General features: G+C 70.6%; 20 protein-coding genes. 13 read left to right on the top strand and 7 right to left on the bottom strand.

The features are described 5' to 3' along the window. Window positions 1–13: 13 nt before the first annotated feature. From ACFWP7_RS08765 to ACFWP7_RS08755, 3 genes are all read right to left on the bottom strand, one after another. Complete coding sequence (locus tag ACFWP7_RS08765) at window positions 14–451, bottom strand: roadblock/LC7 domain-containing protein (protein ID WP_384378195.1); 438 nt, start codon at window positions 449–451, stop codon at window positions 14–16. Then, window positions 448–2,982, bottom strand: coding sequence for a nitrate- and nitrite sensing domain-containing protein (locus ACFWP7_RS08760; protein WP_384378192.1), 2,535 nt, complete (start codon window positions 2,980–2,982; stop codon window positions 448–450). Before ACFWP7_RS08760 ends, ACFWP7_RS08765 begins: the two co-directional genes overlap by 4 nt. Before the next feature lie 62 nt (window positions 2,983–3,044). Then, window positions 3,045–3,818: an MHYT domain-containing protein gene (locus ACFWP7_RS08755; protein WP_384378189.1), complete on the bottom strand. Its 774-nt coding sequence runs from the start codon at window positions 3,816–3,818 to the stop codon at window positions 3,045–3,047. 152 nt (window positions 3,819–3,970) lie between these two features. Between ACFWP7_RS08755 and ACFWP7_RS08750 the strand changes: the two genes are divergently transcribed. Further along, a complete protein-coding gene (locus ACFWP7_RS08750; protein ID WP_384378186.1) occupies window positions 3,971–4,570 on the top strand; it encodes a class I SAM-dependent methyltransferase in 600 nt (199 codons plus the stop codon). A gap of 4 nt (window positions 4,571–4,574) precedes the next feature. On the opposite strand, the gene ACFWP7_RS08745 is transcribed toward ACFWP7_RS08750, so the two are convergent. After that, a complete protein-coding gene (locus ACFWP7_RS08745; protein WP_384378183.1) occupies window positions 4,575–5,333 on the bottom strand; it encodes an alpha/beta fold hydrolase in 759 nt (252 codons plus the stop codon). A 109-nt stretch (window positions 5,334–5,442) separates the two neighbouring features. Here ACFWP7_RS08745 and ACFWP7_RS08740 point away from each other — a divergent pair, with 109 nt between their 5' ends. The 3 genes from ACFWP7_RS08740 (at window position 5,443) to ACFWP7_RS08730 (ending at window position 7,451) form a co-directional block, all read left to right on the top strand. After that, window positions 5,443–5,994, top strand: coding sequence for a PadR family transcriptional regulator (locus ACFWP7_RS08740; RefSeq protein ID WP_384378180.1), 552 nt, complete (start codon window positions 5,443–5,445; stop codon window positions 5,992–5,994). A 149-nt stretch (window positions 5,995–6,143) separates the two neighbouring features. After that, window positions 6,144–6,458 carry a hypothetical protein gene (locus ACFWP7_RS08735; protein ID WP_384378177.1) on the top strand — a complete coding sequence of 105 codons (315 nt, stop codon included), beginning with the start codon at window positions 6,144–6,146 and terminating at the stop codon, window positions 6,456–6,458. 138 nt (window positions 6,459–6,596) lie between these two features. Further along, a complete protein-coding gene (locus ACFWP7_RS08730) occupies window positions 6,597–7,451 on the top strand; it encodes a hypothetical protein (RefSeq protein WP_384378174.1) in 855 nt (284 codons plus the stop codon). A 199-nt stretch (window positions 7,452–7,650) separates the two neighbouring features. On the opposite strand, the gene ACFWP7_RS08725 is transcribed toward ACFWP7_RS08730, so the two are convergent. Further along, complete coding sequence (locus tag ACFWP7_RS08725; protein ID WP_081223009.1) at window positions 7,651–7,833, bottom strand: hypothetical protein; 183 nt, start codon at window positions 7,831–7,833, stop codon at window positions 7,651–7,653. 416 nt (window positions 7,834–8,249) lie between these two features. Here ACFWP7_RS08725 and ACFWP7_RS08720 point away from each other — a divergent pair, with 416 nt between their 5' ends. The 3 genes from ACFWP7_RS08720 to ACFWP7_RS08710 all read left to right on the top strand — a co-directional run bounded on the left by ACFWP7_RS08720 (window position 8,250) and on the right by ACFWP7_RS08710 (window position 13,814). Continuing rightward, window positions 8,250–11,102, top strand: a complete 2,853-nt coding sequence (locus tag ACFWP7_RS08720; RefSeq protein ID WP_384378171.1) for an SNF2-related protein — start codon at window positions 8,250–8,252, stop codon at window positions 11,100–11,102. Next, entirely contained in the window at window positions 11,099–12,382 is a 1,284-nt protein-coding gene (locus ACFWP7_RS08715) for an SWF or SNF family helicase (protein ID WP_384378168.1), read from the top strand. Before ACFWP7_RS08720 ends, ACFWP7_RS08715 begins: the two co-directional genes overlap by 4 nt. Before the next feature lie 88 nt (window positions 12,383–12,470). Continuing rightward, on the top strand, window positions 12,471–13,814 hold the full coding sequence (locus ACFWP7_RS08710) for an esterase-like activity of phytase family protein (RefSeq protein WP_384378165.1): 1,344 nt from the start codon (window positions 12,471–12,473) through the stop codon (window positions 13,812–13,814). A gap of 68 nt (window positions 13,815–13,882) precedes the next feature. Here the strand turns inward: ACFWP7_RS08710 and ACFWP7_RS08705 are convergent, their stop codons facing one another. Both ACFWP7_RS08705 and xylA read right to left on the bottom strand, forming a co-directional pair. After that, window positions 13,883–14,506: a hypothetical protein gene (locus ACFWP7_RS08705; RefSeq protein WP_384378162.1), complete on the bottom strand. Its 624-nt coding sequence runs from the start codon at window positions 14,504–14,506 to the stop codon at window positions 13,883–13,885. A gap of 449 nt (window positions 14,507–14,955) precedes the next feature. Next, window positions 14,956–16,122, bottom strand: a complete 1,167-nt coding sequence (gene xylA / locus ACFWP7_RS08700) for a xylose isomerase (protein WP_384378159.1) — start codon at window positions 16,120–16,122, stop codon at window positions 14,956–14,958. A gap of 205 nt (window positions 16,123–16,327) precedes the next feature. On the opposite strand from xylA, the gene xylB reads away from it, so the two are divergent. From xylB to ACFWP7_RS08670, 6 genes are all read left to right on the top strand, one after another. Beyond that, window positions 16,328–17,773, top strand: a complete 1,446-nt coding sequence (gene xylB, locus ACFWP7_RS08695) for a xylulokinase (protein WP_384378156.1) — start codon at window positions 16,328–16,330, stop codon at window positions 17,771–17,773. Between the two features lie 84 nt (window positions 17,774–17,857). Beyond that, on the top strand, window positions 17,858–19,066 hold the full coding sequence (locus tag ACFWP7_RS08690) for an ROK family protein (RefSeq protein ID WP_384378153.1): 1,209 nt from the start codon (window positions 17,858–17,860) through the stop codon (window positions 19,064–19,066). A 418-nt stretch (window positions 19,067–19,484) separates the two neighbouring features. Continuing rightward, window positions 19,485–20,498, top strand: coding sequence for an acetamidase/formamidase family protein (locus ACFWP7_RS08685; RefSeq protein ID WP_384378150.1), 1,014 nt, complete (start codon window positions 19,485–19,487; stop codon window positions 20,496–20,498). 178 nt (window positions 20,499–20,676) lie between these two features. Further along, the gene (locus ACFWP7_RS08680; protein ID WP_384378147.1) at window positions 20,677–21,276 is read left to right on the top strand and encodes an N-acetylmuramoyl-L-alanine amidase; all 600 of its coding nucleotides are present in this window, start codon (window positions 20,677–20,679) and stop codon (window positions 21,274–21,276) included. Between the two features lie 111 nt (window positions 21,277–21,387). Continuing rightward, the gene (locus tag ACFWP7_RS08675) at window positions 21,388–22,716 is read left to right on the top strand and encodes a GAF domain-containing protein (RefSeq protein WP_384378144.1); all 1,329 of its coding nucleotides are present in this window, start codon (window positions 21,388–21,390) and stop codon (window positions 22,714–22,716) included. A gap of 315 nt (window positions 22,717–23,031) precedes the next feature. Then, a complete protein-coding gene (locus ACFWP7_RS08670) occupies window positions 23,032–24,555 on the top strand; it encodes an aldehyde dehydrogenase family protein (RefSeq protein WP_384378141.1) in 1,524 nt (507 codons plus the stop codon).

The following is a 24,555-nucleotide window of genomic DNA, read 5'->3' as shown; positions in this document are numbered from 1 at the left end:
CGACCGTCCTCGTTCATCCGGCTGCGGGCGGCTGTGCGCCGACGCGCGCCGGTGTGTAGAGGTGCTCGCCGACCCGCTTGACCAGTAGTGCCATCTCGTACGCCACCAGGCCGATGTCGGCTGCCACGGCGGTGAGGACAGCGAGGCACGAGCCGTCGCCCGCGGCCGCGACGAACAGGAAGCCGTCGTCCATCTCCACCATGGTCTGACGTACTCCCCCGGCACCGAAGTGCCGTCCGGCGCCTTTGGCCAGGCTGTTGAAGCCGGAGGCCACGGCCGCGAGGTGTTCGGCGTCCTCGCGCCGCAGCGCGGTGGACGCACCCACCGCGAGTCCGTCGTTCGACAGCACCACCGCGTGCCGCACCTCGGCGACGCGCAGCACCAGGTCGTCCAGCAGCCAGTCGAGTTCGCCGGACTGCGGGGCGGCCCTCATGTTCGGATCCTGGATCATGCGGGGTCTCCTTCGCTGCTGTCGTTGCCTGCTTCGGGGTCGGGTGTGGCACGGAGGCCGGGTGACCGGCCGCCGCCACGCGCCCAGCCGTCGCGGTAGGCCGACATGCGGTCCCGTACGAGTTCGGGGGTTCGCTGGTCGTCGGTGCGGTGGCCCGGCGTTTCGACCCGCTCCTCGAGGTGCTGTTCACGCAGTTGGGGCGCGAGACTCGCCTGCCGCACCCGCCGGGGGAGGTCGTCGGACTCTTCGGGGTCGTCCGGAGGCCGGTGCAGCCGCAGTGTGGTGACTCCGGGAGGCGGGGTCTCGGGCGAACCGTTCGCCGGGGTTTCCACGCCCGTCTGTATGGGGGGCACCAATGCGGGCCGCTCGGCGACTGCCTGGACGGAGTCCGGCTCCGATGCGGCCGACACGCGCGCGTACTCGCGTTCCGCAGGCCTTTCCGTGTCGGCCTTGCGGGGGGAACGTTCCGCCGCGCCACCGTGCAGCAGGGCGGTGGGCAGCAGAACGACCGCGGTGGTACCGCCGTAAGGCGAGGTCCGCAGGTGCACCTTGATGCCATGCCGGGCCGCGAGCCTGCTGACCACGAAGAGGCCGAGCCGATCGCTGTCGAAGAGGTCGAGCGCCTCGGACTGCTCGATCCGGCGATTGGCCTCGGCGAGCGTCTCCTTGCCCATGCCGAGCCCCCGGTCCTCGACCTCCACGACGTAGCCGTTGCCGACGGGCTCGCCGCTGACCCTGACTCGGGTGTGCGGCGGCGAGAACTGGGCGGCGTTCTCGACGATCTCCGCCAGGAGGTGGGTGAGGTCGGCCACCGCGCCACCCACCACCGGCGCCTCGGGGAGTTGTCGCACCTCCACGCGCGCGTAGTCCTCGACTTCGGACACGGCCGCGCGGACCACATTCGTCAGCGAGACCGGCATCCGCCAGGCGCGGCCGGGCGCGGCTCCGGAGAGGATGATCAGGCTCTCCGCGTGGCGCCGCATGCGTGTGGTGAGGTGGTCGAGCCGGAAGAGGTCACTCAGCTCGTTCGGGTCGTCGGACCTGCGCTCCATGCTGTCCAGCAAGCTCAGTTGGCGGTGCACGAGAACCTGGCTGCGGCGGGCGAGATTGACGAAGACCCCGGAGATTCCGCCGGCGAGCTCGGCGCGTTCGACAGCGGCGCGAAGGGCGGCTCGGTGCACGGTGCCCAGGGCCTCCGCGACCTGCCCGGCCTCGTCCTCCGCGGGTGGGCCGGGCGGTGCCTCGGCGCGGACGTCGATCTCCTCACCGGCGCGCAGTTTGCGCATGGCCTGCGGGAGTTTGCGGCGCGCGATCTCAAGGGCGCTGTTGCGCAGGCTCACCAGTTCCACGACGAGTCCGCGTCCGATGCGTACCGAGATGACGAGCGATGCGGCGACCGCGGCGAGTCCGAGCAGCACTGCGGCACCGGCCGGAGTGAGCACTCCGCGTGTGAACGGGTCGGCCCGGTCCGCGACACCGCGGGCCGCGTTGTCCTCGATCGTCCGCATCGTGTTCTGCACGCGCGCGTGGGCGGTGTTCCAGTCGGCTTCCGGCGCGGCGGCGATCGCTTTGCCGCCGGGTTGGGCCGCGAGCACCTTGTCCTCGACGGCGCGCACGTCGGCGTACGCGCTCCCCTCCACGATCTTGTCCCAGGCGGCTTTCTCGGGCCCGCCGAGATCAGCCACAGCCGTGTCGGTCAGCGTACGGCGGGTGTCGACGGCCCCCGTGAACAGCCGTAGTCGCACTCCGTCGAGAGTCCTGGCGAGCCGGGCGCTGGACAGCACCGCGTCCTCCTGGGCGAGCGCCTCCCCTGCCCGGGAGAATTCGAGCAGCACGCGCGCGTCGGAGCCCAGTTCGGCGTCCTTGATGCCGGTGAGCGCGCCGTCCACGGCGTAGGCCGTCGCAATGGTTTCGGTGTATGTCCTGTACGTGTCGTCCCAGCCCGTACGGCGGTCCAGTACGGCGGCGCGCACGGATCGCAGTCGCTCGGCTCCGGTGACGAAGGCGTCGAGGCGCGCGGCCACTCCGGCAGGCAGGTCCGCGCCGTCGGCGACGGTGTTGTGCTCGCCCAGTCGCAGCTTCGCGACGGCGCGGTCGGTGCGCCCGGCCAGCTCCTTGAGGTCGTTCTCCTGCGCGGCGGCGGGGGCGGTCGCGTATCGGACGGCGGCGGCGCGTTCGGTCTGGAGCGCGGCGACGGCTGCGTCGACGGGTGCCCGGACCGTCGAGTCGACGCTCTGCAACTGCCGTAGCCCTGCGACGTCCTGGGCGGTCGTCACTGTGGCGTACGCCCACAGCGCGAGCAACGAGACGACCGGCACCATCAACAGGCAGACGATCTTGGCTCGTACGGTGCGGGGGCGAATGTGCCACGTTCCCGCGCGCGGCGGTGCTTCCGGTGGCGCGTCGGTGACGGTTTCGTCGGCGTCCGCGCGCTCGTCGGCCGGCCGGCCCGCGTGCGCGCGGCGGCCTCGCGCCGGGGGCTGGGGCGACGGCTCGGCGTCGGCCCTGGGGGTCCTACGGGGTGTACGCATGGCCTCCTCGCTCGGATGGTTTCGGCTCGTGCCCGCCGGCCTGTCGTGGCCGGCAGCCGCCGTTAGCGGGCGATGGACTCGACCGGCCGCTGGGCCGACGCGGAGGCCTCGCGCTCACCGGTCGTCGGCGACAGGGCGACGAACGCCGATGTCAGGAAGAGATAGGACCCGAGGCCGACGGCGAGGGGGAAGATGAACTGCATCGCCGTGGCCCCGGGCAGGGCCTCGCCGGAAGGACTGACACGCACGCTCACCGCGATCATTCCGGTGTAGTGCATGCTGCTCACGGCCCCTCCCATGACGAGAGAAGCGACAGCGACCGCCACCGGCGACTGGATGTTGAGTGCCGCCCAGAGGGCCGCAGTGGCGGCGACCACGGCGATCACGACGGAGAGTCCGACGAGGGCCGGGTCGTAGTGCACGTCTCCGTGCAGCCGCAACGCGGCCATACCCAAGTAGTGCATGCTCGCGACGCCAAGGCCCGTGGTGAGCCCCCCGAGGGCAAGGGCGCGACCGCGGTCACGGCCGTAGCCGACGGCGAAGACTCCCGCGCCGACGACGACCATGGCGACGAGCAGGCTGACGATGGTCAGCGGCACGTTGTAGCGCATTTCCGTACCGCTGACGCTGAAGCCCAGCATCGCCACGAAGTGCATCGTCCAGATGCCGGTGCCGATCGCCGACGCCGCGGTGAGGAGCCAGTTGCGGCGCGACCGCCCTGTGGCACCGAGCGCTCGGACGGTGCAGCGCAGCCCCAAGGCCGCGCCGATGGAGGCCATCGCGTACGACAGCACGGGTGTCAGCCAGCCGAAGGTGGCGTGGTCCAGGTGTCCCATGGCTCAGGGACGCTAGTCCGAGCAGGGGCTCACAATGGGGGCGCATTTCGAAAGGTGTTGAAATATGACGGAAAGGTGCAACTGAACGACCGCGTCGCGTTCGAACGTGTGCGCCGGTTCGTACTTCGTGTCGGTGAGGGATCATGCGGAACATGAGCGACCACCACACACATGTCCAGGAGTTCTTCGGGGCACGCGCGGCCGACTGGGACACCCGCTTCCCCGACGACGGCCCCGCGTACGCGGCAGCGGTCGCCGAACTGGCACTGACCGAGGGCGCCCGCGTGCTCGACGCGGGCTGCGGCACCGGGCGCGCCCTGCCGCCACTACGAGCGGCCGTGGGGCCCTCCGGAGTGGTCCTGGGGGCCGATCTGACTCCAGCCATGCTGGAGGCCGCCGTGCAGGCCGGACGGGACCGCGAGGGGCAACTGCTGCTCGCGGATGTCGCCGGGCTACCCCTGCGCACCGAGTCACTGGACGCCGTTTTCGGGGCTGGCCTCATCGCTCACTTGCCGAACCCCGCAGAAAACCTGCGGGAGTTGGCACGAGTCGTACGGCCCGGCGGGACTCTGGCGCTCTTCCACCCGATCGGCCGGGCAGCGCTCGCGGCCCGCCAGGGGCGACGGCTCACTCCGGACGACCTGCGTGACGAGGCCAACCTCCGCTCCCTGCTGGCCGGCTCCGGCTGGGACATGACGTCGTACGTCGACGAGGACAGCCGATTCCTCGCGCTGGCCGCACGCCGCGCCTGACGCCTCAGGCCCTTCCGGCGACCTCCGCCGCAAAGGCATCGGGGTTGTCGAACATGATGTTGTGCCCGGCGCCTGGCACGGTCACCACGCGCACTCCGGCGGCCTCCAGTCCCTCCCCGCCCGGGAGTTCGCCGCTCAGCTCGCCCTGGAGATAGACACGGTCCACCGTCAGGTCTCGGAGCATGTGGCGCATCGTGGGGTTCGTGCCCCGCGCGAGTCCGGTGGCCGTGCGGTGCAGGGCGCACGGGTCGGCGAGGCGCATGGTGGCCGCCCAGGAGGGGCCGACCTTGTCGAGCACGCGCGCGTGGCCGCCGTTTTCGACGTAGTCGGCCTCCTCGTACGAGGCGATTCCGCTACTGCCCGTCGTACCCGGCGGGTACGGGTCGAGGTTGGCCTCCGCGAGAAGCAGCCGTGAGACGAGGTCGGGCCGCCGGTGGGCGAGCACGATGGCGACGGCGCCTCCCATGCTGTGCGCGACGAGCTCCGCCTCGGTGACGCGGTCGGCGTCCAGAACCGCCGCGAGCGCGTCGGCATGATCTTCCAGCGTATAGCCGAAGTCCGCGGGCCTGTCGCTGATGCCGTGGCCGGGCAGATCGACGAACAGGGTACGGCGGCCCGCCAGTTCGGGCCGGGCCGCGATGTGCGCGTAATAGACCGTCGACGCCGCCCCCAGCCCGTGGACGTAGACGCGCGCCGGTTCGGCGCCCGCCGTTTCCGTCCAGCGGATCCGGCTTCCTTTGCCGTCGAAATCGGCCTGCTTCATCACGCTCTCCTCTGTGCCGCTTCATCGTTTTCTCGCGCCTTCAAGAGAATACATCGGAACCGATGTATAGATGAAGCGATGTACAGCGAGTGTGCGGCAGACTGTGGGCATGCTTGAGCTGGCGATCCTCGGCTTCTTGTACGACACCCCGCTGCACGGCTATGAGCTGCGCAAACGCATCACCGCGCTGACGGGCCATGTGAAGCCGGTGGCCGAGAGCACCTTGTATCCCGCGATCAAGCGACTGGAGCAGGCCGGCCTGCTGGCCCGGGCGACGCAGCCCGGCTCCGTGGCGGCCCCGCGTCACGTCCTGACACTCAGCGAGGAGGGCAGACGCGAGCTGCGTCACCGGCTCGCGGAACCCGCGCGGCGCGACATCACCGACGAGAACCGCTGGTTCACCGTGCTCGCCTTCCTCAGACATCTGGAGAAGCCGGCGGCGCAGGCCGTAGTACTACGACGCAGGCTCGCCTTCCTGGAGGAGCCCGCGAGCTTTTTCTACGACGGTGACAGACCGCTGCGCGCCGAGGAGGTGGACGATCCCTTCCGGCGCGGCATCCTCACCATTGCGCGGGCCACCAGCCGGGCCGAACTGGCGTGGCTGAGGGCCACGATCGACTCACTCGACGGAAGCCGCGAGGAAGGCGTGAGCGACGGGTGAGGTATGTAGGGCACTTGGGGGTGTGCCCGGTCGTACCGCTTCACCGGCCCGGCCCTCTTCTACCGCCGAGGCTACAACTCAACGTTGAGTAGCATTAGTTGACCGGTGAGCGACGACCCTCTCGGGTCGTCACGGGGGAAGGCGGCCAGATGTCCGGAATATTCGGCAGACTCCGCAAGACGTGGGGCAAGAAGACGGCCGAGCGGTCCGAGGAAGGGCAGCCCGCGACACGACGGCCGGAGAAGGCTCGACACAACCTGTTCGAGGCGGCCGCCGCGTACGTGTCGGCGTGCGCGGAGGACGACCAGGAGCGACTCGAAGAGGCGGCGGCCTGGGTGTCGCCGGAGGCCCTGTCGTTCGGTGTGAACGAGTTGGCCTGCCGGGCTGTCATCGCCCTGGCCCGCGAGCGCGACGAGTCACCGCAGACGGTGGCCCGGACACTGCTCGGACTGCCCGCCGCGTGACAGGAGAGGGCCCCGGACGGTCGTTTCGCGCCTGTCCGGCCGGATAGCAAGCAGCTCCACCTGCGCTTGGCACTCGTGACAAGCGCCTTCCGGTCGCACTAGGGTGCGCCGACGGACACAGGCGATGGGGAGGCTGGGATGGCCGGGACGGACGATGACGCCATCGCCGCCGGGGACGACGACGCGCTGTTCGTGCTCACAGCCGTGCTGCTCACACCGGCGAAGTTCCCCAGTGTGCTGGGGGACGACTACCCGGCGGCCTGCGCGGCGCTCGACCTGACGCCTCTGGCCGACGGGTACGGTCTTGTGATCGGTCAGGACGGCGCGGGCGCGCGGTGGACTGTCGTCATCGACGACGTCTCACTCGTCGCCGTCGCCATCGCCTCCTGGGACTGCGGCATGGAGCACGATCTGTCGCCGGACGAGCGCACGGTCGTCTCCGCGCTGCCCGGCTGGCCCCTTGAGGTCGCCGTCGCGGCGCCGGGTGTGCCGGCCCCGCACGACCCCGGGCCCGAGCTCACGGAGCGGCCCCCGCTGCGCCCACCGGACACCACTACCTGGGGTCCGGCTCAACGGCGCCTCGGCGCCGACGAGATCGCGCTGCAGTGGGCGACCTGGCGGGAGCAGATCGACGACGCCGATTTCGTGAAGCCGGACGGCGAGGCGCCGGCCGAAGAGACCCCTCAGAATCCCCCGGACCAGGCCGAGATCACCGACGGCGAGGCACTCAGCGGTGTCCGCCGGGTCCTGGCGGAGGCACGCTCCTACGTGGACAGGCCACCTCCGCTCGGCCGCGTCCGCTCGGCCTTCGCCACGAGCGATGCCCGGACCCTGCGCGCCGACGGCCCAGGCTGGTCCTTGGTCGCCAGGACCGACGACATCGCCTTCGTCCTCCTCGACGAGGAGCCCGGAGAAGTCCTGCCCATAGGCCGCGGTCCGGAGCTGCCCGGCCTCCTGGAAGCCCTGGACAAGATGGCGGTACGCCCCAGCTGAGCGGCCGCGTCACGCGATACCCACGTGACACGGTCCTCATGGGGTGAGCGTCCCGAGGTTCCGGGCCGCCGCCTTGAGGAGCGAGGCATGGGAGCAGGCGCACAACCCCCGCTCGCGGACGGCGCCGATGGCAGGCCCGCGAGCGGTGATGTGGTCGGCTCCGGCACGCTGGAAGGAGGCGTAACCGGCCGGTGGCGTATCAGCGACCGATCTCCTTGCGTGTGACACGGCGCAGCCTGCGCCGCTGCGAGGGGTCCAGCGCCAGATATGCGGCCGCCGGGACTCCCAGCACGATCAGGAAGGCGGCCCACCAGGGCAGCCAGATCAGCAGGATGAGCCCGACCGCCACACCCCCTGCGGCGATCTTCGCGTTCTTCGACATGTGTCGCCTCCTTCGCGGCTAATGCCGCTCTCTGTCCTGAGAACGGGTCCGCGCCTCCCACGGTTCCGGACCGGGACCCTGATACGACCCTGAGGCCCGACCCCTAGCCAACCCTGAGACCCTCCCCGCCCTCGTGCCCTGTGGCGCAGGGCCTGCCGGCAGGAGTCGACGAGCCCGGTATCCGTAGAGGGGATACCCAACTCTCGGCAATGCGCGCATCAGATGCTGGGCGAGCCGCGGACGGGGCTGGGTATCGCCCACCCCAAGCCGTGTCCCGACGCAGGACGAACAGTGCCTGGTGCCGCCCCCGGCCGGAGCCGACCCATGCCACGACTCCACCGGTTCCGCCTGTCACCCGGAGTGCTGTACCCTCGACGACCCGCCCAGTAGTCAAATTTGAGGAATGCGCCATCGCTGTGCAGAGGATTCCTGCGGCAACTCCCGCCGAGATCACTGAACTGGCCCGCTGCTGTGCCGTTTTCGTCCCCGCCGATCCGCGTCGCACCGCCGGCGTCGCCTTCTGGCACCCGGATGGCGATCCTCCTCCCGAGGTGGCGCCCGGTTCCGCCGAGGATCTGACCGTCGTCCTGCCCACGGCCGAGGGCGTCGACCTCGTGACCGTACCCGCCGTGTTCCTCCCCGTGCGTGCCGCTCTGCCGGTCCTCACGCGCGCGCGTGCCGCAGCGCAGGCGCACCGAGCGACCTCGTTCTGGGGCGCGGCCGCCGTACTCGCTCTCCAGTTCGCCGCGCGAGGGCTGCTGCTGCCCGGACTGACCGCCGAAGACCACGACACCTGGCGCGCGGGGCCGCTGCCGCCGCAGGACCTGGAGCGGATCCGTGAGCTGGCCGCCGCGATGCCGCCTCATGCGCACGCAGTGCCGGTGGACGGCGACGGACCGCTGCGGTTGCCCGATCCGGAACAGCTGCTCCGGGCCTTCCTCGACGCGGTCGCCGACGCGCTGCCCCGCTCGCCCGCGGCGTCGCTCGCGGCGGGCGGTCAGGCCTTCGCGGCGGAGGAACCGCAGCACGTGCCCGAGCAGCGTGCCTGGGCCGCGGACATCGCCGCCGGGCACGACTCGGACGTACGGATTTCGCTGCGCGTCGAGGTACCGGGGCTCGCGTCGGCCGTGTCGGAGGAGACCCGGCTGCCGTTCCGCGCGGTACCGCAGGTCCACAGTGTGAGTGATCCGACGCTCGTCGCGGACGCCTCCGCCGTCTGGGCCGGAGCCTCCCCCTTCGGCCCGCGCGCGCGGATGGCCGCACTGCTCGCACTGCGCCGCGCGGTGCGGGCCTGGGACCCACTGGCTTCCCTCCTGTCGGCAGCCGTACCGGACGCCGTCGAACTCGCCGACGAGGACGTCACGGAACTCCTCGGCGAAGGCGCCCGCAGGCTGGCGGTCGCGGGCATCGACCTGCACTGGCCCAAGGAGCTGGCGCAGAAGTTGACCGCACGCGCGGTCATCGGCCCGCCGGACGACGAGGAGGGCCCGGTCGGAACCTCGTCGGACGCGCCCTCGTTTCTGTCCGCGGACGCCCTGCTCGCCTTCAACTGGCGGTTCGCGCTGGGAGATCAGCACCTCACCCGGCAGGAACTGGACCGGCTCGCCGAAGCGAACCGGCCCATGGTGCGGCTGCGCGACCAGTGGGTGCTGATCGACCCGCACGAGGTACGCCGCGCCCAGGCACAGCAGGACCGCAAGGTCACACCCATCGACGCGCTGGGTGCCGCTCTGACGGGCTCCACGGAGGTGGACGGCCTCCGGGTCGACGTACGGCCCACGGGGTGGCTGGCGACGCTGCGGGAACGGCTGGCGGACCCGGAGGCGCAGGAGCCGGTCGGGCAGCCCGCCGCACTCACCGCGACGCTGCGGGACTACCAGCTTCGGGGACTCAACTGGCTCGCCCGTATGACCTCTTTGGGGCTGGGCGGATGTCTCGCCGACGACATGGGCCTGGGCAAGACCATCACGCTGATCGCCCTGCATCTGCACCGGCAGACAGACGAGTCGGCCGCGGGTCCCACACTCGTGGTCTGCCCGGCCTCCCTGATGGGCAACTGGCAGCGCGAGATCGAGAGGTTCGCCCCCGGCACCCCCGTACGGCGTTTCCACGGCTCCCGGCGCAGCCTGGAGGGCCTGGCCGACGGCGAGTTCGTCCTCACGACGTACGGCACGATGCGCCTCGACGCGCCAGGTCTCGCCGAGGCGGCCTGGGGCATGGTCGTCGCGGACGAGGCGCAGCACGTCAAGAACCCCTACTCGGCGACGGCACGAGCTCTGCGTACGATCGGCTCACGCGCGCGTGTGGCGCTCACCGGCACACCGGTGGAGAACAACCTCTCGGAACTGTGGGCGATCCTCGACTGGACGACCCCCGGACTGCTCGGCAGGCTCGGCACGTTCCGTACGCGGTACGCCCAGGCCGTCGAGGGCGGCGAGGATCCTGCGGCGGCGGAACGGCTCGCCCAGCTCGTACGGCCCTTCCTGCTGCGCCGGCGCAAGTCGGACCCGGGTATCGCGCCCGAACTGCCACCGAAGACCGAGACCGACCGTGCCGTGTCGCTCACAACCGAGCAGGCGGGGCTGTACGAGGCCGTGGTGCGCGAGGCCCTCGCGGAGATCTCGGGCGCGGACAGCATGGCGCGGCGCGGTCTGATCGTGAAGCTGCTGACCGGGCTGAAGCAGATCTGCAACCACCCCGCTCAGTTCCTCAAAGAGGATCAGCCGAAGATTCCGGGCAGGTCCGGGAAGCTTGAGCTGCTGGACGAACTACTCGACACCATCCTCTCCGAGGGAGCGAGCGTTCTGGTCTTCACGCAGTACGTGCGGATGGCGCGCCTCATCGAGAATCACTTGGCTGAGCGCGGTGTGTCGACGCAGTTCCTGCACGGAGGGACGCCCATCAGCGCGCGCGAGGCGATGGTGGACCGCTTCCAGGAGGGCGAAATCCCTGTCTTCTTGTTGTCGTTGAAGGCGGCCGGCACGGGGCTGAACCTGACGCGGGCCGAGCATGTCGTGCACTACGACCGCTGGTGGAACCCCGCAGTCGAGGCGCAGGCCACGGACCGGGCGTACCGCATCGGCCAGAGTCGGCCCGTGCAGGTGCACCGGTTCATCACCGAGGGGACCATCGAGGACCGGATCGCCGACATGCTGCGGCACAAACAGAAGTTGGCGGACTCGGTGCTAGGCGCCGGGGAGGCGGCCCTCACGGAGTTGACCGATGCCGCACTGGCCGACCTGGTGGAGCTGCGAGGGGGCGCACGATGACTGATCGCGACAAGGAGCGCACTTTTGCCGCGCTGCCGCCCGCGCACGGGCGGGGTTTCGCGCGGACCTGGTGGGGCCTGGCCTGGCTACAGGCCCTGGAGGACGCGGCGTTGGACTCCCAGCAGGTGAAGACGGGTCGCAGGCTCGCGCGTGCCGGAGCGGTGGGCGCCGTCTCGGTGCGTCCGGGGCGCATCACGGCTGTCGTACAGGACCACGACGGCACCGCGCACCGGGCGGACGTGCTGCTTCAGGAACTGTCCGGGGAACAGTGGGACCGCTTCCTGGACATGGCCGTCGAACGCGCGGGGCACATCGCCGCGCTGCTCGACCGCGACATGCCTCCGCACCTGGTCGAGGACGCGGCGGCCGCCGGAGTCGAACTCCTGCCGGGACTCGGTGATCTGGAGGCGGAGTGCGACTGCGAGGCCTGGGACCACTGCGGGCACACGGCCGCGCTCTGCTACCAGACGGCGCGGCTCCTGGACCAGGATCCGTTCGTCCTGCTGCTGATGCGCGGGCGGGACGAACACACTCTCCTGGAAGAGCTTCAGGCGCGTGGCAGCGCCCCCGCACAGGAGTCGGCTGAAACGCCGAACCCCTGTCCGGAGGGCGTGAACGCCGCCGACGCCTACGCGGTCGGGGACATCCTTCCGCCGCTGCCCGCCCTTCCAGTGCTGCCCGAGGGGCCGGGAAAGCCTCCTTCCCTGGACACGGAGGCCGCTCCGGCACCCGGGGTCGACCCGGCTGCACTGGAGTTCCTGGCCGCCGCGACCGCGGCCGAGGCCTACCGGCTGCTCTCCGAGGCGCTCCGCCCCGGGCACGGACGGCGGGCGGTCGAGGCGGAGCTGACGCCTGCCCAGGATGCGGTCCGGATTGCTGCCGGACGCCCGGAGAGTGCGATCGCCCAGCGGCTCGCCGACGGTTCGGGGCGCGACGCCTGGGAGCTGGAGCTCTCCGTACGAGCCTGGCGGTACGGCGGTGTGGCGGCGCTGTCCGTCCTTGAGGAGGAGTGGACCGTCGAGCCGGAATCGCTGGCACGCGCGCGTGCCGCGCTGGAGTCGGCCTGGGACGACGACGAGCGGCCACGGTTGCATACCGCACACAACCGCTGGAGCGCGATCGACGGGACGGCTCAGCTGCGGTTGGGGCGCGACGGCCGGTGGTGGCCGTATCGCAAGGAGCGGGGCCTGTGGAGCCCTGCGGGGCCGGCGGTGGGGGACCCCGCGACGGCTCTCGCCCTGGCGGAAGGGGACCTGCACGGTGATCCGACGAGTGGTTGACGCGCCACGTTCACCTAGGGATCATGCTGCGTTTGGTGCCAGGGCGAACTCTGGCCGTTGTCAGCCAACTTGTGCCCCAGGAGGCCAAATGTTCCCGCACGCCGTCAGTCGGCGCCGCGTCCGCCGATCCGTCGCCGCGGGTGTGCCGCTCGCCGTGGTGGCTGCCCTCGTGGTGACCGGCACCGCGAGCGCGGAGGGCCACCCGGCGCAGCCGCGGGTCACGGGCACCGCGACGCTCGGCGACATCCCGCTGGGCACGTTCAGCAACGCGCTGCTGCCGGGCACCGTGGCCGACGACCGAGGCGTGGACCTCGGTGGCATCGGCAGCGACATCTACCCTGCCGGACGCAAGGGCGAGTTCTGGACCGTGACCGACCGCGGGCCCAACGGCCAGATCAAGGTGGACGGCACGAAGCGCCGCACTTTCCCGGTGCCCGGCTTCGACCCGGCGATCGTGAGGATCCGGGTGTCCGGTGACACCGTGAAGGTGCTCGACTCGATCCCGATCACCACGTCCGGCGGAAAGCCCGTCACCGGGCTGCCCAACCAGGCGGGGCGCGACGAGGCGCCGTACTCCTATGACGCGCAGACCCCGCTCACGTACAACCCGAACGGTGTCGACACCGAGGGGATCGTACGGGCCGCGGACGGCTCGTTCTGGCTCGTCGACGAGTACGGCCCGTCACTGATCCATGTCTCCGCGCGCGGAGAGGTGCTCACGCGCTATGTGCCCAAGGGGCTGAACCCGACCGGCGCGGACTACCCGGTGGTCGAGGCGCTGCCCTCCATCCTGCTGCACCGGAAGACCAACCGTGGCTTCGAGGGGCTCGCCCTGCTGCCCGGCGGTGACCTGGTGCTCGCGGTGCAGAGCCCGCTCTCGCTGCCGGACGGCGACGCGGGAGACGCCTCGCTCACGACGCGGCTGCTGCGCTTCTCGCCGAAGAAGCGGGCGGTCACCGCCGAGTACGCGTACCGCTTCGACCCGGTGAACGTGGTCGACCCCAGCGAGGACGACACCTCGGAGCTGAAGATCTCCTCCGTGGTGGCCGTCGGCCGCGACGAGCTGCTCGTGGAGGAGCGCACCGACAAGGCAGCGCGCCTGCAGTCGGTCAAGCTCACCAGCAGCGCGAACATCCTCGGAAGCCGGTGGGACACCGACACGACGTCGCCCTCTCTGGAGCAGCTCGACGACCCGGCGGCCTCCGGCGTCCCGGTGCTTCGCAAGCGGCTGGTAGTGGACCTGGGGACGGTCGCAGGAGTGCCCGGCAAGGTCGAGGGCGTCGCGCGCGTGGACGACAGGACACTCGCCCTCATCAACGACAACGACTTCGGGATGACCGACGGGACCGGCGCGTTCGACGCGCAGGGCCGGCTGGTGGACAGCGGTATCGAGACGACCGTCACGTACGTGCGGCTGCCTCGCGGTATCTGACCCACGGGAGCCGTTTCCGTGCCGCACGCGCGCGTGAGCCGTGAACAACGGCCACGCACACGTGCCGTTCACGTCAGCGGCTTGGTGAGCTTGTGGGTGCCGCTGCCGATGTCGGCGGCCAGGCTGCAGGCGACGTTGTCCATGCCGATCTCGTAGACGCCGGGGTCCGGATACTGCACGAGGGTGCCGCGCACGGTGCCCGCGGGCTGTTGGGCCGCCTTGCGTTCCAGTGGGGCTTCGCACAGCTCCGTCGCGGCCTTCTGGAGGGCTGCGTCGGTCGTGTAGCTGCCGTTGAGTTCGGCCACCTTCACGACTTCGGCGTCATGCGGCGCGCCGCACGAGCGCTTGGCGGCCTGCCCGGGCTGACTGTCGCGCGTGTCGAAGCAGTCGCCCGTCCTCAGCAAGTAGAACGGCACTTCGTCGTCCGCCAGGTTCGGGATGAGCGATTCCAGTCCGCTCGGCAGCTCCGAAGGTAGCTCGCTGGGAAACTCCGAGGGCAGTTCGCTCGGCAGTTCCGAAGGCAGGGACGGCAGTTCGCTGGGGAGCTCGGACGGGATGCTGAACGACGGGGTGGGCGTTCGCGTGCTCCCGCCGCTCTCAGTGGGTGACTTCTTGTCATCGTCGCCGCCTCCGTTGGTGGTCACCAACGCCACGGCGACGATGACTCCGAGTCCCACCAGTACGGCGAGCACAAGGAACAGGGTGCCGCGGCGCGGTCCTCCACGATGGTCGCCGGGCCCACCCGGTGATCCGGGCGGCGGCGGCTGCCAGCCTCCACCGCCCTGTGACGGTGGACCGTAGTGGTCGCCGGAGCCTCCGGGAGGCGGACCATAGCCGCCGGAGTCGGCGGGTGGAGGCCCGTAGCCTCCTGAAGACGGTGGGCCGAAACCACCGCCTCCAGAAGGCGGTGTTCCTCCCGGTGGCCGAGGAGGCTGGGGCGGTAAGGGCGGCATGGCCATACCGTCAAGAGTCACCTCGAACCGGTCATCAGGCGACCCCTGTGCGGAAGTTGATACGGACCCATGCCATGGATCGCACGATTCCGGAGAATTCCGTGCGGAGAGCACCGGAAAACAGTGTAGATCGGCAGCAGGAGCCAGGTCCGACACCCGCCAGGCGCCGACCCCGGCGTTCCCGCGGATCAGCCTCGCGCGCCCAACAGATGGTCCATGGCCAGCTGGTCCAACCGCTCGAAGGCCATCCCGCGCGCGGCGGCAGCCTCCACGTCGAAGTCCTCGAAGGACGCGCGGTCTGCGAGCAGCCCCTTCAGGCCGTCCGCGGCGGTGAGCTGCGCCAGCTCGTCCAGGCGCGAGGCGTGCAGCGCGTCCTGGACCTCGGAGTCGGCACGGAAGGCGGCCGAACGCTCGCGCAGGATCAGGTAGTTGCGCATGCACCCCGCCGCCGACGCCCAGACGCCGTCCAGGTCTTCGGTCCGCGGTGGCTTGAAGTCGAAGTGCCTCGGCCCCGCGTAACCGGCACTCTCCAGGAGGTCGACCAACCAGAACGCAGAGCGCAGATCGCCCGCCCCGAAGCGCAGGTCCTGGTCATACTTGATGCCTGACTGGCCGTTGAGGTCGATGTGGAAGAGCTTGCCCGCCCACAGTGCCTGCGCAATGCCGTGCGTGAAGTTCAGCCCGGCCATCTGCTCGTGACCCACCTCTGGGTTGACGCCGTACATCTCCGGACGCTCCAGGCGCTCGATGAAGGCCAGGGCGTGGCCGACCGTGGGCAGCAGGATGTCGCCGCGCGGCTCGTTCGGCTTCGGTTCGATCGCGAACTTCAGGTCGTACTCCTGCGAGATCACGTACTCGCCAAGGAGGTCGAAGGCCTCCTTCATGCGGTCCAGTGCGACGCGTACGTCCTTGGCGGCGCCGGACTCGGCGCCCTCGCGGCCGCCCCAGGCGACGTACGTCCGGGCGCCCAGCTCGACCGCCAGGTCGACGTTGCGGATCGTCTTGCGTAGCGCGTAGCGACGTACGTCACGGTCGTTGGCGGTGAACGCGCCATCCTTGAAGACGGGGTGCGTGAACAGGTTCGTGGTGGCCATCGGCACCTTCATGCCGTTCGCGTCGAGGGCCTGCCTGAACCGCTTGATGTGAGACTCGCGCTCGCTGTCCGAGGACCCGAAGGGGATCAGGTCGTCGTCGTGGAAGGTCACTCCGTAGGCGCCGAGCTCGGCCAGGCGCTGCACCGACTCGACCGGGTCCAGGGCGCGCCGGGTGGCGTCGCCGAACGGGTCCCTTCCCTGCCAGCCGACGGTCCACAGGCCGAAGGTGAACCTGTCCTCGGGGGTGGGCTGGTAGTTCATATCGCGACTCCTTGCTGGCTCCGACTATTTCGTCATGGCGCTTAACAAATTAGTATGCTGAGGCATCTCTGGGAAGAGACAGGGATGTCCGAAGACTAGGGACAAGCTGCTTCAGGGCAGGGACAAGGTGCGGAACGCGGGTCACAGTGGTCCTGGGTGCCCGAAAACACGCCGATCCCGCGGAGCCGCGGAAGAGGGAGAACCGATGTCAGCAGCCGAGGGTCCGCTCGTCGTCGGGGTGGACTCGTCCACCCAGTCCACCAAAGCCCTGGTCGTCGACGCGTCGACCGGACAGGTCGTGGCGAGCGGGCAGGCGCCGCACACCGTCACCTCCGGAGTGCGCCGCGAGAGTGACCCGAGGCAGTGGTGGGACGCGCTCTGCGAGGCACTGCAGCAGTGCGGCGACGCGGCGCGCGAGGCCGCGGCGGTGTCGATCGGCGGCCAGCAACACGGCCTGGTCACACTCGACGCCCAGGGCGACCCCGTACGCCCTGCCCTGCTGTGGAACGACGTCCGCTCGGCGCCGCAGGCCCGCCGGCTGGTGGAGGAGTTGGGCGGCCCGAAGGCCTGGGCCGAGCGCACCGGCAGCGTGCCGGGGCCCTCCTTCACGGTCACGAAGTGGGCCTGGCTGGCAGAGAACGAACCCGACGCCGTACGCGCGACCGTGTCCGTGCGCCTGCCCCACGACTACCTCACCGAACGCCTCACGGGACGGGGCACCACCGACCGCTCGGACGTCTCCGGTACGGGCTGGTGGGCATCGGCGACGGAGGCGTACGACGACGAGATCCTCGCGCATGTCGGCCTCGACCCGACCCTGCTCCCCCAGGTGGTCCGGCCCGGCGAGATCGCCGGAACCGTGCACTCCAGGGGTGGGCTGCCCTTCTCCAGGGGCACGCTGGTCGCCGCCGGCACAGGTGACAACGCGGCCGCCGCACTCGGCCTCGGGCTGCGCCCCGGCACACCGGTGCTGAGCCTCGGCACCTCGGGCACGGTGTACGCCGTCTCGACGCGACGCTCCGCCGACCCGACCGGCACGGTGGCGGGCTTCGCCGACGCGCGCGGCGACTGGCTCCCACTGGCCTGCACGCTGAACTGCACACTTGCCGTCGACCGCGTCGCCGCGCTCCTCGGCCTGGACCGCGAGGCCGTCGAGCCCAGCACGGGCGTGACGCTCCTGCCCTACCTGGACGGTGAGCGCACACCGAACCTGCCACACGCCTCGGGGCTGCTGCACGGGCTACGGCACGACACGACCGGCGGGCAGCTGCTCCAGGCGGCATACGACGGTGCCGTCCACTCCTTGCTGGGCGCCCTCGACCTGGTGCTCGACCCGGACGCCGACCGCTCCGCGCCACTGCTGCTCATCGGAGGGGGCGCGCAGGGTGCGGCCTGGCAGCAGACCGTACGTCGCCTGTCGGGGCGGCCCGTTCAAGTACCGGAGGCCAGGGAGCTGGTGGCGCTGGGCGCCGCCGCACAGGCCGCGGGTCTGCTGACCGGCGAGGACCCGGCCTCGGTCGCCCGGCGCTGGAACACTGCCCACGGGCCCGTTCTCGACGCCGTGGAGCGGGACGAGGAGACGCTCGCGCGGATCGCCGGGGTACTCTCCGACGCGGCCCCGCTGCTGGAGCGGGAACCGAACGGAAACTGACGCGGATTGCCTGAACTGACGGGCCGCACAAGAACTGAGAGCGAACCGTCTGAACGGACAGGCCGCACAAGAACTGAGAGAGGCATGACCGCACCGTTGCACGATGCCCATCCGAATGGTTCCGGCCGGCGTCTGCCCGACACCCAGCAGGGCATGCGCCGCCGCAACCTCTCCCGGGTCATGCACACGGTCAACGCCGAGGGGCCGCTGTCCCGTGCCGCCGTCGCCTCGCGCATCGGCCTGACCCGGGCGGCCATCTCGACGCTGGTGGACGAGTTGATCCGCTCGGGGCTCCTCGAAGAGCTGGGACCCGAGCGGCCGGGACGAGTGGGGCGGCCCGGCTCGGCGCTCGCCGTCAGCGATCACGGTCCGGCGGGGATCGGCGCGGAGGTGGGCGTCGACCATCTCGCGGTGTGCGCGGTCGATCTGCGCGGTGAGGTGCGGGCGCGGGCGGTACGGCACGGCACGAATCGCGGGCGGGCGCCCGAGCCCGTGATCGCGGAACTGACTTCGATGGTCCGTCAGGTCGTCGCCGAGGCGGAGCGGGAGCGGCTGTGGCCCGCCGGCCTGGCGGTCGCCGTACCCGGTCTGGTGGCGCGGGACGCCCGGACCGTGGTCCGCGCCCCCAACCTCGACTGGCACGACACGGACCTCGGCGCGCTGCTGCCCGGTGAACTGCCGCTGACCGTGGACAACGAGGCCAACTTCGGCGGCCTCGCGGAACTCTGGCTCGGCAACGCGACTCCGCGCGACTTTCTCCACGTGTCGGCGGAGATCGGCATCGGTGCGGCGGTGCTCGTGGACGGGCGGCTGTTGCGCGGAACGCGCGGTTTCGCAGGCGAGTTGGGGCATGTGCCTGTCTGGCCGGACGGGCCCGCGTGCCCTTGCGGTGGCCGCGGCTGCCTTGAGCAGTACGCCGGTGAGGAGGCCGTGCTGCGTGCCGCCGGACTGGAACCGGGCGGAGACCGGGTCGGTCTGCTCGCCGAGCGGGCGGCCCAGGGCGACCCGGACGTACGACGTGCGCTGCGCGGAGCCGGAACCGCGCTCGGCATCGCCCTGACCGGGGCGGTCAATCTGCTGGATCCGGAGACCGTCGTGCTGGGCGGAGCGCTGTCCGGCCTCGCACCATGGCTGTTGCCCGCGCTGGAAGGCGAGTTGGCGCGGCGCACGGCGGGCCCCGCCTGTGCCGTGTCCGTTTCGCGGCTGGGGCCGGAGGGACCGCTGCTTGGCGCGGCCCACTCGGTGGTACGGGCCGTGCTCGACGATCCGGCGGCGGTGGCAGGGCGGTCCTAGGCCCTGTCGTCACATTCCCGTCTGCCTCGCGACGCCACGCACGCCCTCCCGCCGCACCGGGCGCAGACCCAAGTACATCCAGTACGAGGGTCCACACCCGGCACACCGAGAACACGCACCTGACGCCGCGAGGCCACCCTCCGGGCGACGACGGGAATGTGACGACAGGACCTAGCAGTTGGCCGACACAGGTCAGACGTAGAGAGCCGTGGTTGTACGTCAGGACGCCCGCCGCCGGAGACCTGTTCCCCCCTTCGGGTGGCCGAGTTGTCCACAGCCCGGCCTCCGTCCACTGATTCAGGACCGTCTCTCCTGCTCAACCGGCAGGCGCCGTACCGTGATTCTCGCGAGGCACAGCCGTCGGACCGATGGCAGTGTGTCCCGGTCCACCGACACGGAAGAGCGGAGCTGTGCAGCCATGACCGACCCCCGAATCCTGACCGTACGACCCGAACCCGGTGAGTTCGCGTGGACGTTCGGCGGCGCGCCGCCCGTCGCACGTATCGCCCCCGGCGCCGTCCTCGACCTGTACACCGAGGACTGCTTCGCCGGGCGCGTGCGGTCCGAGAAGGACCTGGTGTCCGAGGTCTGCGAGTTCCCCTTCCTCAACCCGCAGACCGGGCCCTTCCATGTGGAGGGAGCGGAGCCGGGAGACACGGTCGCGGTGCACTTCGTGTCGATCGAACCGGCCCGGGACTGGGCGGCGTCGACGACAGTCCCCCTGTTCGGCGCGCTCACTTCCACGCACACGACTGCCACGCTGCAGCCACCGCTGCCGGAGACGGTATGGATCTGGCAGCTCGACCGGGAGCGGCGCACCGCAGTGTTCCGCGCGCGTGAGAGTGACATACGGATCGAGCTGCCCATGGATCCGATGCACGGGACCGTCGGCGTGGCGCCGGCGAACCTGGAGGTGCGCTCCGCGCTGGTGCCCGACGCGCACGGCGGGAACATGGACACTCCGGAGATGCGGGCCGGCGTCACCTGCTTCCTCGGAGTGAACGTCGAGGGCGCCCTGTTGAGCCTCGGAGACGGACACGCACGGCAGGGCGAGGGCGAGACGTGTGGTGTCGCCGTCGAGTGCGCGATGAACACGGTGGTGATCGTCGAGCTGCTCAAGGGGATCGCCACCCCCTGGCCGCGCATCGAATCCGACACGCACATCATCTCGACCGGGTCCGCACGCCCGTTGGAGGACGCGTTCCGGATATCCCAGCTCGACCTGGTGCGATGGCTGGTGCGCGACTACGGATTCAGCGAGCTGGACGCCTACCAGTTCGCAACCCAGGCGGTCGAGTCGCCGCTCGCCAACGTCTGCGACACCAACTACACGTGCGTCGCCAAGCTCCGCAAGGAATGGCTGCCGGCACGCGAGACTCATCGCGGGCTGCATGCGCAACTGCGCGGGACGGCCGCGGCTATCCGGCACTGAGGTCGTGGCTCACCAGCAGCTCACCAGCACTGAGCCGCGGCTCCGCGGCACTGAGGCCACGGCTCACCGGCATCAGGCCATGGCTCACCCGCGCTGAGGCCACGGCTCCCATCGCGGGGCCGAGCCGAAGACACTCCCGCGGGGCGTTCGCCCCGCCACACCGAAAGGCAGATGTCCCATGGAACGGGCCAGATCGTCCTTCAGCCGGCGACGCGTCCTGAAGGGCGCCGCCCTCGCCGCCCTCCCCTACGCGTTACTCCCCGACGCACGGGCCACGGCACAGGTCGCGGCCGTCGACTACCCGCCCACCGAATGGGTTCCGGCGACCACGTCCAACTACACGGCGGCCAACCGGCCGACGAGCTATCCGCTCGACTACGTGATCATCCATGTCACCCAGGAGAACTACTCCGACACCCTGTCCATCTTCCAGAACCCGCAGAAGAAGGTGTCCGCCCACTACCTTGTGCGATCGGCCGACGGGCATGTGGCGCAGTGCGTGAGGGAGCGCGACATCGCCTGGCAGGCGGGGAACTGGGACTACAACACGCGCAGCATCGGCATCGAGCACGAGGGCTGGGTGGACCAGCCCGCCTACTTCACCAACGCCCTGTACGAGGAGTCCGCCAAGCTCACCGCTGCGATCTGCACCAGATACGGCATCCCCAAGGACCGCGCGCACATCATCGGCCACTACGAGGTGCCGGGCACCGACCACACCGATCCGGGGCCGAACTGGGACTGGACGCGCTTCATAAGGCTCGTCAACTTCGCCTGAGCCACCGGCCCGTCCACTGTCCGCCCGGCCGAAGGAATGGTCACAGAGCTTGTCCGGACCCGCACCGGGCGTGACGATGGGGCCAGCCGCATCGCTTTCCGGGAGGCCGAGTTGACCGATCCATGGGTGGCTCTGGAACCGGGCGCCGATCCCGCCGAACGGGTGCGGATCGTGCGCCGTGCCCACAAGGCGTTCACCGAGGCGGGCACGGTGCCGCGGCCGGTCCGCTCGGTGGTGGCCGACTCGTGGCGGCGTTCGGCACGGGCCGGTGTCGTACCGGACGGCACCGCGAACGTGGAGCTCACGGACGGTGATCTCGGCTCGTACCGGGCGGAGCATCCGCTGGCCCGGGTCATGCCGGTGTTCCGTGAGCTCTTGGGGACGTTCGCGGCGGACGGGGAGCATCTCCTGGCGGTGTGCGACGCCCAGGGCAGGCTGCTGTGGGTCGAGGGTCATCCCGTGATGCGGCGAAAGGCGGGGCGGATGAACTTCGTGCCGGGTGCGCGCTGGTCGGAGACCTCGGTCGGGACGAACGCGCCGGGCACGGCGGTCGCGGTGGACCGGGCGGTGCAGGTGTTCGCGGCCGAGCACTTCTTCCGCCGGGTCCAGCCCTGGACGTGTGCGGCGGCGCCGGTGCACGATCCGCGCACCGGGCGGATGCTCGGCGCCGTCGACATCACCGGCGGGGACCGGCTCGCGCATCCGCACAGTCTCGGTTTCGTGCAGGCGGTGGCGAGGGCCGCGGAGTCCCAGTTGGCGTTGCTCGCACCGCCGCCGGCCACCGCCGGCACCATCGAGCTGTCCGCGCTGGGCCGCGACGAGGCCCAACTGGTCGCGGGCGGCCGGAAGGTCGGGCTCAGCCGCAGGCACAGCGAGATCCTGGTGCTGCTGGCCCGGCACCCGGAAGGACTGACGGGTGACGAGTTGCTGTGTGCGCTGTACGAGGACGAGTCGGTGTCGCCGGTGACACTGCGCGCCGAGCTCACCCGGCTGCGCCGGCTGCTCGGCCCGGGGCTGCTGGACTCACGCCCCTACCGGCTCACCACGCCGGTCGAGTCCGATGTCGCGGTCGTCGAACGGCGGCTCGGTACCGGTGCGGTGACGGCTGCCGCGTCGGCGTACACGGGTCCGTTGCTGCCCGGTTCGGGGGCCCCGGCGGTGGTGCGGTTGCGGCGCAGGCTCGCCGACGGGCTGCGTGCGGCGCTCATCGCCCGCCGCGATCCCGACCTGTTGGCGGACTGGACCCATGCGCCCTGGGGCGAGGAGGATCTCGACGTATGGCGGGCGCTGGCCGCCGTACGGCCGACAGCAGCTGTACGAGCGCGCCTGAGCGCGCTGGAGTCCGAGCTGTCGGCAACCCTCTCGTACTCGGGCGATCCCTCACCCTCGACGGCTCCCTCACACTCGACCGCCCCCTCGCACTGGACCGCCGCCTCATAGTTGGCCGCCTCCTCGCACTCAACCGCTCCACGCATGCGACGGCCATTCCACCCTCGACCGCCCCCACCCACGCGACGGCTCTTCCACACTCGGCTGCCCCCACGTACTAAGCGACTTCCCCCTCGCCCTCGCCCTCGGCCTCGGCCGCTCTGGCGCACTCGGCCGTCCCTCGTACTCAGCGCACCGGCCACGAACCCAGCCAGTACCCGAACCGGACCCGAGAACCTCCGCAACGTACTTGCAACGTCGCCGGTCCTAGCCTCGCGGCGAGAGCTGCCCAACGGCGGGCAGCGCTTCTCCGGGAGGCAGACCAGCATGACTCGTTACACGGCGCCCGGCACTGATGGCGCGATCGTCTCCTACCAGACGCGTTACGACCACTTCATCGGCGGGGAGTACGTTCCGCCGGCGCGTGGGCAGTACTTCGAGAACCCGAGTCCGGTGAACGGGCAGCCGTTCACCGAGATCGCGCGGGGCACCACCGAGGACGTGGAGCGCGCGCTCGACGCGGCGCACGCGGCCGCGCCCGCCTGGGGGCGCACCTCGGTCGCCGCACGCGGCGACATCCTGCTGAAGATCGCCGACCGGATGGAGGCGAACCTGGAGAAACTGGCGGTCGCCGAGAGCTGGGAGAACGGCAAGCCGGTACGCGAGACCCTGGCCGCCGACATCCCGCTCGCCATCGACCACTTCCGCTACTTCGCGGGGGCGATCCGTGCCCAGGAGGGTTCGGTGGGCGAGGTGGACGACGACACCGTCGCGTACCACTTCCACGAGCCGCTCGGCGTGGTCGCGCAGATCATCCCGTGGAACTTCCCGATCCTGATGGCGGTCTGGAAGCTCGCACCGGCCCTCGCCGCGGGCAACGCGGTCGTCATCAAGCCCGCCGAGCAGACCCCGGCCTCCATCCACTACTGGATGAGCCTGATCGCGGACCTGCTGCCGCCGGGTGTGGTGAACATCGTCAACGGTTTCGGCGTGGAGGCGGGCAAGCCGCTGGCGTCCAGTCCGCGAGTGGCGAAGGTCGCGTTCACCGGCGAGACCACGACGGGGCGGCTGATCATGCAGTACGCCTCGGAGAACATCAAGCCGGTCACGCTGGAGCTGGGCGGCAAGTCGCCGAACATCTTCTTCGACGACGTCTGGGCCAAGAACGACGACTTCCGCGACAAGGCCCTCGAAGGCTTCACGATGTTCGCGCTCAACCAGGGCGAGGTGTGCACCTGTCCGTCCCGGGCGCTGATCCAGCGCGGAAACTACCGGGAGTTCCTGGAGGCGGCGGTCGCCCGCACCGAACTCATCAAGCCGGGACACCCGCTCGACACCGACACGATGTTCGGCGCGCAGGCCTCCAACGACCAGTTGGAGAAGATCCTCTCCTATCTCGACATCGGCCGGCAGGAGGGCGCCAGGATTCTCACCGGCGGCGAACGCGTCGACTACGACGGGGAGCTGAAGGGGGGCTACTACGTCCAGCCGACGATCTTCGAGGGCGACAACCGGATGCGGATCTTCCAGGAGGAGATCTTCGGTCCGGTCGTCTCGGTCACGTCCTTCGACGACTTCGACGACGCCATCAAGATCGCCAACGACACGCTGTACGGACTCGGGGCCGGCGTGTGGACGCGCGACATCAACACCGCCTACCGCGCGGGCCGTGCCATCCAGGCGGGCCGCGTCTGGACGAACTGCTACCACGCCTACCCCGCGCACGCTGCGTTCGGCGGCTACAAGCAGTCCGGTATCGGCCGCGAGAACCACAAGATGATGCTGGACCACTATCAGCAGACGAAGAACCTGCTGGTCAGCTACTCCCCTCAGAAGCTCGGCTTCTTCTAG

This window comes from Streptomyces sp. NPDC058470 (assembly GCF_042721055.1).
In the GTDB taxonomy this organism is placed as follows: domain Bacteria; phylum Actinomycetota; class Actinomycetes; order Streptomycetales; family Streptomycetaceae; genus Streptomyces.
The sequence above is the reverse complement of the archived record's forward strand: the minus strand, read 5'-3'. Positions and strand labels throughout refer to the sequence as shown.

What these genes read in the sequence shown, in the direction of transcription:
- ACFWP7_RS08710 (WP_384378165.1), top strand. Translation starts at nt 12,471, where the DNA reads ATGTTCCCGCACGCCGTCAGTCGGCGCCGCGTCCGCCGATCCGTCGCC.
- ACFWP7_RS08730 (WP_384378174.1), top strand. Translation starts at nt 6,597, where the DNA reads ATGGCCGGGACGGACGATGACGCCATCGCCGCCGGGGACGACGACGCG.
- ACFWP7_RS08690 (WP_384378153.1), top strand. Translation starts at nt 17,858, where the DNA reads ATGACCGCACCGTTGCACGATGCCCATCCGAATGGTTCCGGCCGGCGT.
- ACFWP7_RS08755 (WP_384378189.1), bottom strand. Translation starts at nt 3,818, where the DNA reads ATGGGACACCTGGACCACGCCACCTTCGGCTGGCTGACACCCGTGCTG.
- ACFWP7_RS08685 (WP_384378150.1), top strand. Translation starts at nt 19,485, where the DNA reads ATGACCGACCCCCGAATCCTGACCGTACGACCCGAACCCGGTGAGTTC.
- ACFWP7_RS08725 (WP_081223009.1), bottom strand. Translation starts at nt 7,833, where the DNA reads ATGTCGAAGAACGCGAAGATCGCCGCAGGGGGTGTGGCGGTCGGGCTC.
- ACFWP7_RS08740 (WP_384378180.1), top strand. Translation starts at nt 5,443, where the DNA reads ATGCTTGAGCTGGCGATCCTCGGCTTCTTGTACGACACCCCGCTGCAC.
- ACFWP7_RS08750 (WP_384378186.1), top strand. Translation starts at nt 3,971, where the DNA reads ATGAGCGACCACCACACACATGTCCAGGAGTTCTTCGGGGCACGCGCG.
- ACFWP7_RS08715 (WP_384378168.1), top strand. Translation starts at nt 11,099, where the DNA reads ATGACTGATCGCGACAAGGAGCGCACTTTTGCCGCGCTGCCGCCCGCG.
- ACFWP7_RS08670 (WP_384378141.1), top strand. Translation starts at nt 23,032, where the DNA reads ATGACTCGTTACACGGCGCCCGGCACTGATGGCGCGATCGTCTCCTAC.
- xylA (WP_384378159.1), bottom strand. Translation starts at nt 16,122, where the DNA reads ATGAACTACCAGCCCACCCCCGAGGACAGGTTCACCTTCGGCCTGTGG.
- ACFWP7_RS08760 (WP_384378192.1), bottom strand. Translation starts at nt 2,982, where the DNA reads ATGCGTACACCCCGTAGGACCCCCAGGGCCGACGCCGAGCCGTCGCCC.
- ACFWP7_RS08735 (WP_384378177.1), top strand. Translation starts at nt 6,144, where the DNA reads ATGTCCGGAATATTCGGCAGACTCCGCAAGACGTGGGGCAAGAAGACG.
- xylB (WP_384378156.1), top strand. Translation starts at nt 16,328, where the DNA reads ATGTCAGCAGCCGAGGGTCCGCTCGTCGTCGGGGTGGACTCGTCCACC.
- ACFWP7_RS08680 (WP_384378147.1), top strand. Translation starts at nt 20,677, where the DNA reads ATGGAACGGGCCAGATCGTCCTTCAGCCGGCGACGCGTCCTGAAGGGC.
- ACFWP7_RS08745 (WP_384378183.1), bottom strand. Translation starts at nt 5,333, where the DNA reads ATGAAGCAGGCCGATTTCGACGGCAAAGGAAGCCGGATCCGCTGGACG.
- ACFWP7_RS08765 (WP_384378195.1), bottom strand. Translation starts at nt 451, where the DNA reads ATGATCCAGGATCCGAACATGAGGGCCGCCCCGCAGTCCGGCGAACTC.